Source organism: Pedobacter sp. KH_004, from assembly GCF_057840755.1.
Window position 1 is genome coordinate 491,876 of the sequence record NZ_CM174519.1, and the last position, 15,631, is coordinate 507,506.

The following is a 15,631-nucleotide window of genomic DNA, read 5'->3' on the forward strand; positions in this document are numbered from 1 at the left end:
AATTTTACGGAAATTTTAGCAGAGGAAATATTTAATCCTAAATTTGTTCGTTAATCAAAAGCTAAATGATGATTTGTCCTTGCGGAACGGAACTAAAATATGAAAATTGCTGTCGGCTATACCATTTAAAAGCCACCAATGCGCCTACAGCCGAGATGCTTATGCGTTCGCGGTATTCGGCCTTTGTTGTAGCAGATGCAGATTATCTTTTCGAAACTACGCACATCAGTAAACGTAAAGAAAATTCGAAAGACGCTTATCTAAAAAGTGCTAAAAATACCAAATGGCTTAAGCTAGAAATTATTTCAGCAACGTATGATAAAGTTGAATTTAAGGCCTATTATCTGAATAGCAAATTTCAAACTGAAGTGCTCCATGAAAAATCGAACTTCAAATTCGAAGAGGGGAAATGGTATTATGTTGATGGTATTTTTTACTAAACATCAATATCCAAAGTAATTTCTATTTTATCAGAATTGGTTCTGTAAACATCCAAAGCTACCAAATCAATCGCTGAAACATCTAACGTTTCTGCTTTGGCTAAGCTTAAAAACTGCTCTCTAATTTCTATCAGTAATAACTTCCGGGAGAAACCGATAGCAGAAAACAACTGAAAAGATATTGGGCTTGTTAGCGGGTAATCGATAACAACAGTAATTTCATGTTCAGGTATCACGATTTCATCAGCATCTATCAGATTCAAGATTTCCTCATTTGCCTTGCCTATATTAACCCACGGAATAACACCTCCATCAACAGTTTGCGTTGCGGTAACATTAAAAGTAATTATACCAATTAGATTTTTCGGGGCTTCGTTTTCTCCAAAGTTCATGCTACAATTTCTTTGCTTCGTTCCAATAAATATCCATTTCACTCAGCGTCATATCTGCCAGGGCTTTACCATTTTCTTTTGCCTTGGTTTCTAAGTATTGAAAACGTTTGATAAACTTCTTATTTGTTTTTTCCAAAGCATTTTCGGGGTTGATGTTGATAAATCTTGCATAATTGATCAATGAAAAAAGCACATCACCAAATTCTGATTCTGCCTTGTCTATATCGATTGCGGTTTGATCTGCAACGTTAAATTCAGCTTTAAATTCCTGAAGCTCTTCTTCAACTTTCTCCCAAACCTGACTTTTATCTTCCCAATCGAAACCAACTCCGCGGGCTTTTTCCTGAATTCTGGCAGCTTTTACCAAGGCGGGCAAAGAAGCTGGAACGCCAGCTAAAACCGATTTATTGCCCTCTTTTAGTTTGATTTGTTCCCAGTTTCTTTTTACATCTTCCTCATTTTCTACTTCTACATCACCATAAATATGTGGATGACGGTTAACCAGCTTATCGCAAACGCCATTTAAAACATCAACAATATCGAAAGCTTTGGTTTCTGAAGCGATTCTTGAATAGAATACTAAATGCATCATTACATCGCCTAATTCTTTTTTGATTTCCTGTAAATCGCCTTCCAGTATGGCATCACTTAACTCGTAAGTTTCTTCAATGGTGAGGTGGCGCAAGGTTTCCATCGTTTGTTTTTTATCCCACGGACATTGCGTACGCAAGGTATCTAAAACACTTAGCAAGCGGTTAAAAGCGTCAGCGGGATTGTTAGCTGTAACAGGAATAGGATTTTTAGGCATGGTATTTTTATTAGCGAACGCTAAAGTACCAAACCCAGGCGATTAAGAAAAGCTGAAAAGGAATTCTAAACCATAAATATTTTACACCTGGGCCCGGTTTATATAAATTTTCGTAGTTAATTTGATGTTTTGCGGCATAAATATTAGCTGGCAATATTGCCAATAAGAAAACGATCAGGCCGATTCCGGAATAATAGCGAGTACTTTCAATACAAAGTCCAACGGCAAACGCAATTTCCAATATTCCTGTAAAGATTACAATTTCTACTTTTTTGGGGATAGATAGTGGAATCATTGCGGCCATGGAAGTTTTAAATTTAAAGTGTCCAATTGCAGTAAAGACCAACATCACCGCCATCGCAATGTTTCCTGCGAAAATTTCGCCTTTATCAAACGCGGTATGGGCACCGAAAGCCATCAATGCTATATAAACAACAAGAAGAATAAATAGAGGTTTCACTTTCCGTAGTTAATAATGAATGACACCGGGCAAAATTACTTGATTAAATTGAAGGCGATTAAAATAGTAGCTACAGATAGCACGACCAGACCTGTTAGAAAAACAAAATCGGCAACTTTTTCCAAGTTCTGACTTTCCTGTCTTTCCCTTCGCATTGATATGAATGATAATATACAACTCGTCATAAAAAGCATCACTGCCACCACCGCAAATTCATCAATTATAGAATCATCTACCAGGTTTAATTTCTTTAGCGAAGTTAATACGATGAAGCAAATTCCTAATAAATTGGCTGATGTACTTAATATGTGAGGTGACCTATTTTCAGGCATTTGTTAATCTTTTTCTTCTAATTTAATCTTTTTCGTGATGCGATACACCCGCTTCTTCTTTTCTGGTTTATGTTCTTCACCCATTAAAATGCCCCAAGGTTTCAAGGTATCTACGCGGTCGAAAATAATTTTTAAAATAGCTAAGTATGGAATACATAAAAACATGCCTGATATTCCCCAAATCATCTCGCCAATTATAATGCCAATAAAGGCAAATAAAGCGTTAATTTTTACCTTAGAACCTACTACAAGAGGCATCAGTATATTGCCGTCTATAGCATGAACGCCAATATAAGCGATTAAAACAAGCAGTACTTTACCTGCACCGGCAGTGGCAAAAGTAATTAAGCAACTTACCAGCAAAGCGAAGAAAATTCCAAGGTAGGGTACAACATTGAAGATGCCGGCCACAAGGCCAAGTAAAACAGCGTACTTTACCCCCAGTAAACTTAGTACCGTGATCATCAAAACCGTTACGATTAGCATCTGTAAGAATAGACCAATGATATATTTTTTGATGATAAACTGTATTTGGTTCACAATTTCGGTAACCTTTTCTTTATGTTGTGCTGCAAAAACCGAGGTTAAAAAAGTGAAAAGTACCCGGCGGTAGTTAAGTATAAAGAAGGTAAAAAGAAGCGTAAAACCCATAAACAACAAGGTTGATGATAATGTGGCCAAGGTAGTGGCAACAATTGTAGCACTTGTAGCCAGCGCTTTTTCAGTGCTATCATTCAAGTAAGCAAGCTGCTTTTCAGTATTTACGTGGAAGGTAGTTGAAATCCATTTCTGTAACTCGTGATAAGAAACATTCGCTTTTTCTTTCAGCAGGGGCCAGTCTGCCCATAATGAACTCAGTTGGTTGCCAAAAAAGTAAACTATTCCGCCGATTACGGCAATCATTAGAATAACGGAACAGATGGTAGAAAGGCTTCTCTTGAATCCAAATTTTCGTTCCACAAAGTTACTGACTGGCAAAAGTAGAATTGCCATCAGGAAAGAAAATAAAAGTGGCGCCAACAACGAATGCCCTAAAATAGCGATGTAGGTTAAACTTATTAAACAGAACAGTACAAGGGCGAGCTTGGGTAGAAAAGTGAGTTTTTCTTTCATGGCTATATAAAAATCCTGTTTAATACAAAATGCCCGATTAATTGTTTCACTAATCGGGCATTTAAATATAAGAGAATATTTTTAATAGCTGCTCGCTTGATCTAAAAGAGAAATATCTTCAGCAGTGAGTTTTAGAGTTGCTGCTTCCGTAAATGATTTCAGCTGACTTAAATCAGTAACACTTGCTATTGGGGCGGTAACTGAAGGCCTTTGCATTAGCCATGCTAATGCTACCGATGCTTGCTCAACGCCATGCGTTTTTGCAGCTTTATCTAGCGCATCCAAAATTTTAAAACCTCTTTCGTTTAGGAATTTTTTAACACCACCACCCCGCTGACTTTTTTTCAAGTCGTTTTCGCTGCGATACTTTCCTGTTAAAAATCCACTTGCCAGCGAATAGTAGGTGATGACACCCAGCCCATGGTCGAGACATATTTTTTCATGTAATTGCTCAAATTCTTCCCGATCAAAAAGGTTGTAGCCGGGTTGATAAACTTCGTAGCGTGGAATATTGTTGTTTGCAGAGAAGAGCAAAGATTCTTTTAAACGATCAGCCGAAAAATTCGAGGCACCAAGCCACCGTACTTTTCCTGCCTTAATCAGTGATTCATAAGCTCCCAAAGTTTCATCAACAGGCGTAGTTTCGTCGTCGAAATGTGAAAAATATAAATCGATATAGTCCGTTTGCAAACGCGAAAGCGAATGCTCTACAGCATTAATGATATAGTCTTTTTTAAGGGATTTTCCCTGACCCATGTCAGAGCCTACTTTGGTAGCAATTATAATTTCCTGGCGCTTATTCGTCTTTTTTAGCCAGTTGCCAATTATCGTTTCTGATTCACCGCCTTTATTACCAGGAACCCATGTCGAATAAACATCCGCAGTATCAATAAAATTGAATCCACTTTCAACGAAGTGATCTAATATTTCAAATGATTTTTGCTCGTCTATTGTCCAACCGAATACATTTCCTCCAAATACAATGGGCGCTATAGTTAGGTCGGTTTTTCCTAAAGTTCTTTTTTCCATAATGATGATTATTAGTATAAGGTCAACAATTATGTACTTAAGTGGTTTTTTTCAGCCGGTCGGATTTGTGTCAGAAAGGACAGGCGAGTATTGTCTCTAAATATTTACCTCATTATTCATTTTCCATTCTTTTGGAAGCCCTGAGCATCTCTCTTTTTCCTGGTGCTCCAGGTAGTTTCTCGATAGAGAAACCGCAAGCTTTCATGGCTCTTTTAAGTTTTCCTGTAATGGCATAAGTTACAAAGGTTCCGCCCGGTTTTAAAAAACTGCAAACATGGGTAATAATTTCATCACTCCACATTTCAGGCTGGTGTTGAACAGAGAAAGCATCGTAATAAATTACATCAAATTTCTGATCTGTAGTAAAAGTTGCAAGTTCGGTGTGCGCAATTTCTAAATCGCAGTGCGAAGATAAATGCTGCTTCGATTTTAAACTTTGCTCATAGTTGGTGATAAAATTTTCCCAGATATCTGGCGATACGAATGCAGCGTAACCTGTTGCGTTTAATAGATCTATGGCAAGTGGAAATGCTTCGATGCTCACATAATCAAGTTTGATTTGATTTTGCATACAATAATCGAAGCTCAAGAGAAAATTGAGCCCAGTTCCAAAGCCTACTTCCAAAATCGATATTTCAGTTTTTTCAGTCGCAGCATGCGCTAAGCCAGCATTGATGAAAACATGTTTACTTTCTTGCAAGGCGCCGTGTTTACTATGATAATGTTCGCCTATCGTTTCATTGTAAAGTGTATTAGAACCGTCGGCGGTTTGGGTAAGAATATTCATGATTAATTAAAATGGAACCAGAATTATGAGATATTTGGCTTTCACTATTTTAGTGAAGAATTATTACTTTCGTTTTAAAATTATAATAGTTGCAAACATAGCGAAATTCGCTGTTTTTACCCGAAACCCTAAACCCTAAACTTAAAATGGATATCGAATCATTTAGAGAATACTGCTTAAGTTTACCAGGTACTACCGAAGGTATGAAATGGGATCATTTGTGTTTTATGATTGAGGAGAAAATTTATGTAATCGTCGCGATTGATTCCGGATCAAGTTTCTCCATTAAATGCAACCCTGACGATTTCGATACCCTGACAGCGAGAGATGGAATTGCGCAAGCCTATCACTTAGCAAAACGCCAATGGATTCAAGTTGCTAGCTTGGATGTGCTTAACGACAAGGAACTAGAAAGTCTTCTAGCGCAGTCAAGAGCTTTGGTATTAGCCAAACTTCCTAAGAAAACACAGGCCAAATATCAGAAATTATAGATCGCTTTCAGCATTACTGTTTTGAATCGTCTTTTTTGATTCCCGCATCTGCGTTAAGTTCTTTCGATTTTAAGATGTTGAAACGATACATTTCTTCGATGCCAACCAGCTTTCTGCTACATTTTTCTATGTCGGTGTCTTTCTCCCACAAATATGGTCGGAAACTGTAGGTTTTAGTTCCCTCCAGGTTTCCAATAAACTGGTTCCAGGTGCTCCAACGTAAGCCTTTATAAAATTTATTTAGATCGCTATCGAAGCAAAAAATTAAGAACTCTCCATATCCAGCTCCAAGCGGTTGCCAGGTTAACGTATTCGGTTCAAGGTAGTAAACATTTTTAATATCGGGCCCCAAACCACCATAATTTATAGCGAAAAAGCCGCCGATTGCATCGTCGGCAATTAATAGGTAAGGGATTTTATCACCAAATTCTTTAATGGTTTTTTCTTTATTCCAGCTGGCAATATCTCTGTTTAAACGCTCACTTCCCGATCCTAAAATTCTGATCCAACCATTATCAACCATGATACCTCCGGTATTGTAAATTACAGATCCGAGGGTGGCATAGGTAGAAACCTGAGCGTTATATAATGTCTGTTTCGCTTTAGCAGAATCTACAGGCAGAACCTCAACTTTGTTTTTTGCTGCATCAATCCATTTTTTAACCAATGGCCACGCAGGATCGGTTTTGTTGATCAGTGCATCCAGGCTTATCAAGTTATCCTGTGCAAAACTGATATTAGCTGACAAGGCTAAACCTAAAATAAAAAGTGCTTTAATAATGCTTCTCATGTATGATACTTATGTTATTCAAAGATAGGATGATATTTAATATTTACTAAACTAACCATATTTTTTGTTGCTCAGCTTTCTTAATTTATAGATGAATATAGTTTTGACTTTTGCATGTTGCAGAAAACCTTGGTAAAACAAAACGTCCCGGATGGCCGGGACGTTTGCATGATAGGTTTGATATTCCTCTTCGAGATGAAAAACTATAGGGATTTAAAAACTGATGTAGAAAGCTTTCGACTTCGATCTTTAAATCATTTATTTCAGTGTTACCACATTCTAATTCTGTCTTCTGGTTTTTTGTACAATTTATCGCCAGGTTTTACGTCGAACGCCTGGTACCAAGAATCCATATTTACCGGAGCACCAATTGTACGGTACGGACCAGGTGAGTGTGGATCTGTTTTAATTAACTGAGCTGCACTTTCTGGAAGAATATTGCCTCTCCATACCTGCGCCCAAGCCAAGAAGAAACGTTGATCTGGTGTAAAACCATCAATTTTATCGTTGCTCTGACCTTGTTTAGTCATTTTAAATGCAGTATAAGCGGCGTTAAGTCCACCTAAATCTCCAATGTTTTCGCCCATTGTTAGTTTGCCGATAACATGAACCGTATCTAAAACAGTGTAAGCATCAAATTGCTCACCCAAAGCTTTTGTTTTTTCTTCAAACTTTTTACGGTCTTCAGCAGTCCACCAGTTTTTTAAGTTACCTTTTGCATCATACTGGCTGCCGCTATCATCAAAACCATGGCTCATTTCATGTCCGATAACTGCGCCAATTCCACCATAATTTAAAGCATCATCTGCATTTGGATCGAAGAATGGAAATTGTAAAATCCCGGCAGGGAAGGTAATTGAATTCATTGTTGGGCTGTAAGAAGCATTTACCGTAGGTGGCGTCATACCGAACTTCGTACGATCTACCGGTTTGCCTAATCGGTTTACATTTTCATTGTAACCCCAAACGCTTGCATTGCGAAGATTTTGGAAATAAGTTCCCCTGTTAATGTTTAAGCCTGTATAAGTTTCCCATTTAGTGGTATAACCCACTTTAGGTTCGAATGCGGCAAGTTTCTCCAGTGCTTTTTTCTTTGTTTCATCGCTCATCCACTCTAAACCTTTAATTCTGATTTCGAACGCTTTTCGAAGGTTTACAATCATCGCATCCATACGGGCTTTCGCTTCTGGTTTGAAGTATTTAGCTACATATAACTGACCTAATAACTCGCCAATAGTGCCATCTGTTAAAGATGACATGCGTTGCCAACGTGGTGTTTGAACTTTCTGACCGGTTTGTGCCTGGGTAAAAGCAAAACTTGCTTTAACAAAGGGCGAACTTAAGCTTCCGGCAGAACTTTTTAAAACGTTCCATTCTAAGTAAGTTTTCCAATCTGCAACCGGGATAGATTTTAGCATTCCATCAAGGCTGGTCATAAATTTAGGAGAAGAAACCAATAGGGTATCCTGACCTTTGATTTTAAACTTGGTTAAATAATTTGCCCAGTTAATGTCAGGCGTTTTTTTGCTCAATTCAGCAACAGTAAGTTTGTTGTAAGTTGCATAAGGGTCACGCATCTCTAAGCGGCTCATTTGGGCCTCAGCAAACTGCTTTTCAATTTTAAATACTGTTTCTGCCTTTTTCTTGGCCTCTTCAGCTGTGCTTCCGGTTAAAGTAAACAGGGTAGTAATGTAAGTATTATAGGCTTCACGAATTTTTACGCTTCTTGAATCATCTTTCAGGTAATAATCACGATCAGGTAAAGTGGTTCCGCCCTGGCCAATGTTAACCATGTATTTGTTAACGTTTTTACGATCCTGACCCACACCAAGGCCAAACATTGGACTCCCAATTCCACTCATACGCATGTAAGCCACCTGGTCAAGCACGCCTTGAATATCCTTAATTTGTTTAATTTTTTCTAAATCAGCTTTAATAGGGGTGTAGCCTAATTTTTCTATGGCAACTGTATCCATTGCGGCAGCGAAAAAATCGCCTACTCTACGTTTTACCGAACCTGCAGGCGCAGATTTATCTGCGGCAGCTTCTTCTACTAAAGATTTTACGGCATTAATATTGAAATCGCGAAGCTCGTTGAATGATCCCCAGCGGGTTTCTTTCGCCGGAACCGGATTGTTTTTTATCCAGGTACCACTTGCGTAAGTGTAGAAATCATCGCCTGGTTTTACGGATAAATCCATATTTGCCGGGTCGATAAATTTTCTGGTAGTTTGTGCATTTGCAGAAAAGGCAGCAGCAACTATAGCTAGCCCTGCAAAATAACTTTTCAAATTTTGGTATTTCATTCGCTTTTAAAGTTAGTTTTAACAGCGAAATTTATGAAATACTAATTAATACTGAAACAATATACCAAGAATATTACTTGTTAAACCAATAGTAAATTTTGGCTAAGCCCAAACGTCTAATAAATTCAGCTGGTGAAAAATGGAATTTTAACGATTTCATGATTTTTGAATCTTATTACAGTATTAACATTTTTTAACATCTTTTATTGTGTACTTCAGAAAATTTTAGCTATTAAGAATGATTTAGAATAAAGTTTAAATTTGAAAGATTATCTATTAGTTGAACAGAATTCGGAAATGGGCATTTAGTATTTTATCCGGTAATACAGTCCCGCCCTACGCTTTACCTTTTTTATGATTGCAGTGTGAAGCTTTGAAGTAATGCGACAAAAAAGGGTATCGCTTTCGTCGAGTTTAGCTAACTTTAAATTGTGCATCTATTTTAGCCACCTAAACCCGATAAAGTAGAAAACCCGAAACCCGATTTTTCACCAGGTGAGGATTTGAAACGGTAGCGGGAACACAGAAACCGAAGAGAAACTGATGTTGCTTTTCACAACGAAAAAGAAATAAATGAGTCATCCACAGGATAAAGAAGATAACTGTTGCAGTAGCAAACCACACCAAGATCAGCACCAGCATAAGCACGCAGAAGGTGATGAGCACGATCATGATCACGGTGGCGATCCGTCTTCATTTAAGGCATATTTGCCCGCGACAGTAACGTTAATCATGTTACTTATTGGTATTGTTTTCGATAATTTTTTAAAGATCGATGCATTTAAAATCATTCGTCCGTATTGGTATATCGTAGCTTATTTACCTGTAGGCATTCCGGTTTTAAAAGAGGTTTGGGAAACTTTCAAAGCCAAAGATTTTTTTACCGAATTTTCTTTGATGTCTATTGCAACCATTGGCGCTTTCGCTATTGGCGAATACCCTGAGGGTGTTACAGTCATGTTATTTTATACCATCGGCGAACTTTTTCAAATGGCCGCAGTGAACCGGGCGAAGAGAAATATTTCTGCCTTACTCGATGTTCGGGCTGATGTAGCCAGTGTGTTGCGGAACGGGAAATACGAAACCGTAAATCCGGAAACAGTAGCCATTGGGGAAATTATTCAGATTAAAGCTGGTGAAAAAATCCCGTTAGATGGTGACATGCTATCAGAAAAAAGCAGTTTCAATGCTGCTGCTTTAACAGGTGAGAGTAAGCCAAAAACCATTAATAAAGGCGAAAAGGTATTAGCGGGAATGCTGAATTTGGATAGGGTTATTGAAATTAAAGTAGCCAAAGCTTTTGCAGATAGTGCGCTTTCGCGGATTTTAGAGATGGTACAAAATGCCACAACCCGTAAAGCAAAAACGGAATTATTTATCCGTAAATTCGCTAAAATATATACGCCAATCGTATTCTTTTTAGCGTTGGCTCTGGTTACTGTCCCGATTTTATTTTTGGGTAGAGATTATCATTTTCAAACCTGGCTATACCGCTCACTTGTGTTCCTGGTCATTTCTTGTCCTTGTGCTTTGGTTATTTCTATTCCCCTTGGTTATTTCGGTGGGATTGGCGCTGCCTCTGCTCATGGAATTTTGTTTAAAGGTTCTAACTTTTTAGATCTGATGGCCAAACTAAATACAATTGTAATGGACAAAACCGGAACGCTTACCAAAGGAGTATTCAACGTTCAGCAGGTAGAGAGTTTAATTGATGAAGATGAATTTATAACATTATTAGCTGCTGTTGAAGGGAAGTCTACACACCCTATCGCGAAAGCCATTGTAGAATATGCCGCGGAAAAAGACATTCATACTGCAGAAAATATTGAGGAAATTGCTGGAATGGGTTTAAAAGGGGTGGTTAACGGCAAAGAAGTTCTGGCTGGAAACGTTAAACTTTTGGAGAAATTTAAAATCGATTTCGACACTAAAATAAAGGATTTAGAAGAAAGTATTGTAGTGATGGCTGTAGATGGGAAATATACCGGCTACGTTTTAATTGCAGATGAAATTAAAGAGGATGCAGTATTGGCTATTAAACAACTGCATGAAAATGGCGTAAAACAAGTTGTCATGTTAAGTGGAGACAAGACATCGATTGTAAAAAAGGTGGCTGGTGTTTTAGGTATTGATTCTTATTTCGGTGATTTACTGCCGGAAGATAAGGTTGCTAAACTCGAGGAAATTAAAAAGGATAGAACTAAAGTTGTCGCTTTTGTGGGCGATGGAATAAACGACACACCCGTTTTGGCCATCAGCGACATTGGCATGGCCATGGGCGCTATGGGTAGTGATGCGGCGATAGAAACAGCCGATGTGGTAATTCAGACTGACCAGCCGTCGAAAATTGCAACTGCAATCAAAATCGGCAAAGCAACAAAAAAAGTAGTCATTCAAAATATAGTCTTGGCCTTTGCAGTGAAAGTTTTGGTTTTAATTTTGGGGGCAGGGGGCTTGGCAACCATGTGGGAAGCAGTGTTCGCAGATGTTGGAGTAGCATTATTGGCTATCTTGAACGCCGTCAGGATTCAAAAGATGCGGTTTTGATTTACTACAGAATTGAGTATATTTGGTTATGTCTGAGCCAATTCCATATCCTGAAATACATGATGAACCCGTTCGTCAACTCAATGATATTGATGCATCGTTGACTTATAGCTATGCGAATTACTTAAACTGGCTTTTTGAAGAGAGGGTAGAGCTGATTAAAGGAAAAATCTTTGAAATGAGCTCTGCGGCTTCACGGGTGCATTAGGAAATATCGAGAAACATTTTCAATCCTCTCGTTAACTTTCTCAAAAAAACAAAACTGTAAAGTTTATTCTGCCCCTTTTTGATGTTCGATTTCCGAAGGAAAGTAAAGCTGATAAGGATGTTTTTACGGTGCTCCAGCCTGATATTTGTGTAATTTGCGATAAAAGTAAATTGGATTATCGCGGTTGCATTGGTGCTCCTGATATTGTTGTTGAAATTCTCTCAACAGGGAATAACAAAAAGGAATTGCTAAATAAATATCAGGTTTATGAAGAGTTTGGTGTGAAAGAATATTGGGTGGTTAGCCAAAGTGATCAAAGCATTCTTATTTACACTCTTAACAATATTGGTAAATTTCAGCCTTCAAAAATATTTATCCTGAGCGAAAAGAATTACTTCATCTGTTTTGCCCCGTTTCGAGCTTCTTCTGGATGATGTTTTTGCAGATTTGGATTAAGATTTTAATTTTTTCCGTTGATTAAAATCAACGGAAATGAAGGAAGACCCGATAATTTTTTCGCATTTCATTGCATGTTGCTTTAGCTTCCTGGCCTTTTAAATTTTGTTGGTTGGCTTCAGCCAAAATATGCAATTTGCATTGGCCGAATGATCAACGGAGTAGCAGACAGAATTTTCTAAACTGATTGTAGTGTAAATACTTTTTGATGCAGGCCTTAAACAAACTTAGACCAACTTTCGCAAAAAGATTGCAACGAAAAGCAGGACTGACTTTGCAATGAAATGCACATCTGGCTTGTCAAATGAATTCTACTTTAAGTTTTGCCCCTAAAAACGTATTTTTGCCACTTAAATTGATACTGAATAATTTTTCATGAGCATTTCCACGAAGTACAATCCTGCAGAAACAGAAGATAAATGGTATAGCTATTGGCTATCGAAAAAGTTTTTTCATTCCGAGCCTGATGAGCGTGAACCTTACACTATTGTAATTCCACCGCCAAATGTTACCGGGGTGCTGCATATGGGGCACATGTTAAATAATACCATTCAGGATGTGTTGATTCGTAAAGCCCGTATGCAAGGCAAAAATGCTTGCTGGGTTCCGGGAACTGATCATGCATCTATCGCAACCGAAGCAAAGGTAGTGGCGATGTTAAAGGAACGGGGTATTAATAAAAAAGACCTTTCCCGCGAGGAATTTCTGAAATACGCATGGGAGTGGAAAGAGAAATATGGTGGGATTATTTTAGAACAATTAAAGAAATTAGGCGCAAGCTGCGATTGGGACCGTACACGTTTCACGATGGAGGAAGATCTTTCTGAAGCCGTTATCGATTCCTTTATTCACTTGTATAAAAAGGGCTGGATTTATCGTGGTATCCGAATGGTGAATTGGGATCCGGCAGGTAAAACGGCTGTTTCTGATGAGGAAGTAATCCGTAAAGAAGTAAACCAAAAGCTGTATTACATCCGCTATACGATAGTTGGTGAAAAGACTGCTGACTCTGGACGTGAAGCTTCCGACTATCTTGTCGTAGCTACCACCCGTCCGGAAACTATAATGGCTGATGCCGCAATTTGTATTAACCCGAACGATGAACGGTTTACCCACCTAAAAGGTAAAAAGGTTTTTGTGCCACTAGTGAACCATGAAATTCCGGTTATCGAGGATGAATATGTTGATATTGAGTTTGGAACAGGTTGTTTAAAAGTTACCCCTGCACATGATTTGAACGATTATGAGCTAGGTGTGAAACACAACTTGTCAGTAACCGATATCTTGAATGATGATGGAACTTTAAATGAATTGGCGGTTATTCTAGTGGGTGAGGACCGGTTTGTTGCCCGTAAAAAAATTGCCAAAATGCTGGAAGAGGCGGGTCACTTGGATAAAGTTGAAGACTATAAATCGCAGGTTGGTTTTTCTGAGCGTACAGATGCTGCAATTGAACCAAAACTTTCTATGCAGTGGTTTGTAAAGATGAAAGAGATGGCTCAGCCAGCTTTAGATGATGTTTTAAATGGTGAGGTAAACCTGATTCCCAATAAATTCGAAAATACCTATCGTCACTGGATGGAGAATGTTCGCGATTGGAATATTTCCCGTCAGCTTTGGTGGGGGCAACGCATTCCGGCCTGGTACGATGATAAAGGAAATTGGGTAGTTGCCAAAACAAAGGATGAAGCCTTAGAAGAATTCTGGAATAAAAAACATTTAAACGAAAATCATTCAGAAACTGAAAAGGCTGGATTTAAGCATCAGCTGGAACCTTTTTTAAGGCAAGATGAGGACGTAATGGATACCTGGTTCTCTTCCTGGCTATGGCCAATTTCGGTTTTCGATGGATTTAAAAATCCCAATAATAAAGATATCAATTACTATTACCCAACCAATGATTTGGTTACGGCGCCTGAAATTTTATTCTTCTGGGTGGCGCGCATGATTATGGCCGGGCATGAGTTTATGGGCAAGAAACCATTTACTAATGTTTACTTAACCGGAATTGTACGTGATAAGCTGGGGCGGAAAATGTCTAAATCTTTAGGCAACTCTCCAGACCCGATAGGATTGATTGAAAAATATGGAGCCGATGCAGTGCGTGTAGGGATGTTAATGTCGTCTCCGGCAGGAAATGATTTAATGTTCGATGAAAGTTACTGCGAACAGGGGCGTAATTTCGCTTCGAAAATATGGAATGCTTTCCGCTTGGTTAAAGGCTGGGAAGTTGATGAAAGCTTAGAAAATCCAAATACACAGGCCATTTCATGGTTCGAGAATCGTTTCAATGAAGCGCTTGTAGAAATTGAGGCGAACTTTAAACAATACCGTTTATCGGAAGCATTAATGATCACTTACAAGGTGGTTTGGGATGATTTCTGTGCCTGGTATTTAGAAATGGTCAAGCCTGCCTATCAACAGCCAATTGACGCTCAAAGCTATAAAGCAACCATCTCTTTTTTTGAGAATATCATTAAGTTATTGCACCCAAATATGCCTTTCTTAACGGAAGAATTATGGCATGATAATTTGTTTGCAGAGCGTGGAGAAATGGATTGCTGTATCGTTGCCGAATTCCCGAAAGGTGGCTCAATAGACGAAAATTTATTGAAAGACGCGGAGGTGATTAAAACCGTGATTGCCGAGATTAGAAATGTGCGCAATCAAAAACAGATTTCTCCGAAAGAAGCTTTGCCGTTAAGTTTAAAAGTAAATTCTGAGATCGACTATGAAAAATGGCTGAATGTCATATTCAAATTAGCAAATGTTTCTCAGGCTGAAATGGTGAATGATAAGATTGCAGGTGCAACAGCATTTATGGCTGGTAAAGATGAATTTTTCATTCCCTTAACAGAAAACATTGATGTTGATGCCGAGCGCACTCGTTTAAATGCTGATTTGGTTTATTTACAGGGTTTCCTAAAATCGGTTGATGCCAAATTGAGCAACGAACGTTTCGTTCAAAATGCCAAACCAGAAATTATTGCAAACGAGCGCAATAAAAAGGCAGATGCAGAAGCTAAAATAAAGATTATTGAGGAAAGTTTAGCGTTACTAGGTTAAGCTATCTTAATAAAATTTGGCGGTTTCTATAATTGAAGAAATTATAAAGCCCTTCAGGATTTATTTTCTGAAGGGCTTTCGCTTTTAGAACTAGCGCCTAAAGTTAGCTCTTTAAACCTTACTTAACTATTGTGATCCGACATTTTCTTTTCTACCACTATTTAAGGCTAGATATGAATTGGAATTAACAAGGCGCATTGGCTTTGCTCGGATTCCCCGTAAAATGTTCGGAATGATCTGGCAAACTTCCCCCGTTTCTAAAATGTTACTAAACCGTTTTAGTGTTTTTCAGTTAAAAGCCTTATTTTGTGAAGATATATGGCTTAAAAGCCACTAACCAAATGGAATAAAAACTAGATTTTACCTAAATGGAAAAGATGTATAAAATATCTTCCAAGTAAAACTG

Annotated in this window: 15 protein-coding genes; 6 read left to right on the top strand and 9 right to left on the bottom strand. The window is 38.3% G+C overall.

All coding sequences use genetic code 11. From position 1 onward, the window contains the following. Positions 1–65 precede the first annotated feature (65 nt). The gene (locus tag AC3ITD_RS02245) at positions 66–440 is read left to right on the top strand and encodes a YchJ family protein (protein ID WP_489363608.1); all 375 of its coding nucleotides are present in this window, start codon (positions 66–68) and stop codon (positions 438–440) included. On the opposite strand, the gene AC3ITD_RS02250 is transcribed toward AC3ITD_RS02245, so the two are convergent. From AC3ITD_RS02250 to mnmC2, 7 genes are all read right to left on the bottom strand, one after another. Beyond that, positions 437–832 carry a hypothetical protein gene (locus AC3ITD_RS02250; RefSeq protein ID WP_265797969.1) on the bottom strand — a complete coding sequence of 132 codons (396 nt, stop codon included), beginning with the start codon at positions 830–832 and terminating at the stop codon, positions 437–439. The two genes, AC3ITD_RS02245 and AC3ITD_RS02250, sit on opposite strands and share 4 nt — an antisense overlap. A gap of 1 nt (position 833) precedes the next feature. Continuing rightward, positions 834–1,640 carry a nucleoside triphosphate pyrophosphohydrolase gene (mazG, locus tag AC3ITD_RS02255; protein ID WP_489363611.1) on the bottom strand — a complete coding sequence of 269 codons (807 nt, stop codon included), beginning with the start codon at positions 1,638–1,640 and terminating at the stop codon, positions 834–836. 10 nt (positions 1,641–1,650) lie between these two features. Continuing rightward, positions 1,651–2,100 (bottom strand): DoxX family protein, encoded by a 450-nt coding sequence (locus tag AC3ITD_RS02260; RefSeq protein ID WP_489363613.1) that lies wholly within the window; start codon positions 2,098–2,100, stop codon positions 1,651–1,653. Positions 2,101–2,135: 35 nt separating this feature from the next. Further along, positions 2,136–2,432 carry a hypothetical protein gene (locus tag AC3ITD_RS02265; protein WP_265797966.1) on the bottom strand — a complete coding sequence of 99 codons (297 nt, stop codon included), beginning with the start codon at positions 2,430–2,432 and terminating at the stop codon, positions 2,136–2,138. Positions 2,433–2,435: 3 nt separating this feature from the next. After that, positions 2,436–3,545, bottom strand: a complete 1,110-nt coding sequence (locus AC3ITD_RS02270; RefSeq protein ID WP_489363616.1) for an AI-2E family transporter — start codon at positions 3,543–3,545, stop codon at positions 2,436–2,438. Between the two features lie 81 nt (positions 3,546–3,626). Further along, positions 3,627–4,574, bottom strand: coding sequence for an aldo/keto reductase (locus AC3ITD_RS02275; RefSeq protein ID WP_489363618.1), 948 nt, complete (start codon positions 4,572–4,574; stop codon positions 3,627–3,629). Positions 4,575–4,686: 112 nt separating this feature from the next. Further along, complete coding sequence (gene mnmC2, locus AC3ITD_RS02280) at positions 4,687–5,361, bottom strand: tRNA (5-methylaminomethyl-2-thiouridine)(34)-methyltransferase MnmC2 (RefSeq protein ID WP_489363620.1); 675 nt, start codon at positions 5,359–5,361, stop codon at positions 4,687–4,689. 146 nt (positions 5,362–5,507) lie between these two features. Between mnmC2 and AC3ITD_RS02285 the strand changes: the two genes are divergently transcribed. Further along, positions 5,508–5,852, top strand: a complete 345-nt coding sequence (locus tag AC3ITD_RS02285) for an MmcQ/YjbR family DNA-binding protein (RefSeq protein WP_489363622.1) — start codon at positions 5,508–5,510, stop codon at positions 5,850–5,852. 13 nt (positions 5,853–5,865) lie between these two features. Here AC3ITD_RS02285 and AC3ITD_RS02290 read toward each other — a convergent pair whose 3' ends face one another. Both AC3ITD_RS02290 and AC3ITD_RS02295 read right to left on the bottom strand, forming a co-directional pair. Further along, a complete protein-coding gene (locus tag AC3ITD_RS02290; RefSeq protein ID WP_265797961.1) occupies positions 5,866–6,642 on the bottom strand; it encodes a DUF2625 family protein in 777 nt (258 codons plus the stop codon). A gap of 269 nt (positions 6,643–6,911) precedes the next feature. Beyond that, positions 6,912–8,948 (bottom strand): M13 family metallopeptidase, encoded by a 2,037-nt coding sequence (locus AC3ITD_RS02295; protein ID WP_489363625.1) that lies wholly within the window; start codon positions 8,946–8,948, stop codon positions 6,912–6,914. Between the two features lie 573 nt (positions 8,949–9,521). Here AC3ITD_RS02295 and AC3ITD_RS02300 point away from each other — a divergent pair. The 4 genes from AC3ITD_RS02300 (at position 9,522) to AC3ITD_RS02315 (ending at position 15,225) form a co-directional block, all read left to right on the top strand. After that, positions 9,522–11,495 carry a heavy metal translocating P-type ATPase gene (locus AC3ITD_RS02300; RefSeq protein ID WP_489363627.1) on the top strand — a complete coding sequence of 658 codons (1,974 nt, stop codon included), beginning with the start codon at positions 9,522–9,524 and terminating at the stop codon, positions 11,493–11,495. Between the two features lie 28 nt (positions 11,496–11,523). Continuing rightward, the gene (locus tag AC3ITD_RS02305; RefSeq protein WP_489363629.1) at positions 11,524–11,703 is read left to right on the top strand and encodes a hypothetical protein; all 180 of its coding nucleotides are present in this window, start codon (positions 11,524–11,526) and stop codon (positions 11,701–11,703) included. 128 nt (positions 11,704–11,831) lie between these two features. Further along, complete coding sequence (locus AC3ITD_RS02310; RefSeq protein ID WP_489363631.1) at positions 11,832–12,137, top strand: Uma2 family endonuclease; 306 nt, start codon at positions 11,832–11,834, stop codon at positions 12,135–12,137. A 397-nt stretch (positions 12,138–12,534) separates the two neighbouring features. Continuing rightward, the gene (locus AC3ITD_RS02315) at positions 12,535–15,225 is read left to right on the top strand and encodes a valine--tRNA ligase (RefSeq protein ID WP_489363633.1); all 2,691 of its coding nucleotides are present in this window, start codon (positions 12,535–12,537) and stop codon (positions 15,223–15,225) included. Positions 15,226–15,631: the final 406 nt, after the last annotated feature.

Coding starts and splice junctions, on each gene's coding strand:
- AC3ITD_RS02245 (WP_489363608.1), top strand. CDS start 66: ATGATGATTTGTCCTTGCGGAACGGAACTAAAATATGAAAATTGCTGT.
- AC3ITD_RS02250 (WP_265797969.1), bottom strand. CDS start 832: ATGAACTTTGGAGAAAACGAAGCCCCGAAAAATCTAATTGGTATAATT.
- mazG (WP_489363611.1), bottom strand. CDS start 1,640: ATGCCTAAAAATCCTATTCCTGTTACAGCTAACAATCCCGCTGACGCT.
- AC3ITD_RS02265 (WP_265797966.1), bottom strand. CDS start 2,432: ATGCCTGAAAATAGGTCACCTCACATATTAAGTACATCAGCCAATTTA.
- AC3ITD_RS02270 (WP_489363616.1), bottom strand. CDS start 3,545: ATGAAAGAAAAACTCACTTTTCTACCCAAGCTCGCCCTTGTACTGTTC.
- AC3ITD_RS02275 (WP_489363618.1), bottom strand. CDS start 4,574: ATGGAAAAAAGAACTTTAGGAAAAACCGACCTAACTATAGCGCCCATT.
- mnmC2 (WP_489363620.1), bottom strand. CDS start 5,361: ATGAATATTCTTACCCAAACCGCCGACGGTTCTAATACACTTTACAAT.
- AC3ITD_RS02285 (WP_489363622.1), top strand. CDS start 5,508: ATGGATATCGAATCATTTAGAGAATACTGCTTAAGTTTACCAGGTACT.
- AC3ITD_RS02290 (WP_265797961.1), bottom strand. CDS start 6,642: ATGAGAAGCATTATTAAAGCACTTTTTATTTTAGGTTTAGCCTTGTCA.
- AC3ITD_RS02295 (WP_489363625.1), bottom strand. CDS start 8,948: ATGAAATACCAAAATTTGAAAAGTTATTTTGCAGGGCTAGCTATAGTT.
- AC3ITD_RS02300 (WP_489363627.1), top strand. CDS start 9,522: ATGAGTCATCCACAGGATAAAGAAGATAACTGTTGCAGTAGCAAACCA.
- AC3ITD_RS02305 (WP_489363629.1), top strand. CDS start 11,524: ATGTCTGAGCCAATTCCATATCCTGAAATACATGATGAACCCGTTCGT.
- AC3ITD_RS02315 (WP_489363633.1), top strand. CDS start 12,535: ATGAGCATTTCCACGAAGTACAATCCTGCAGAAACAGAAGATAAATGG.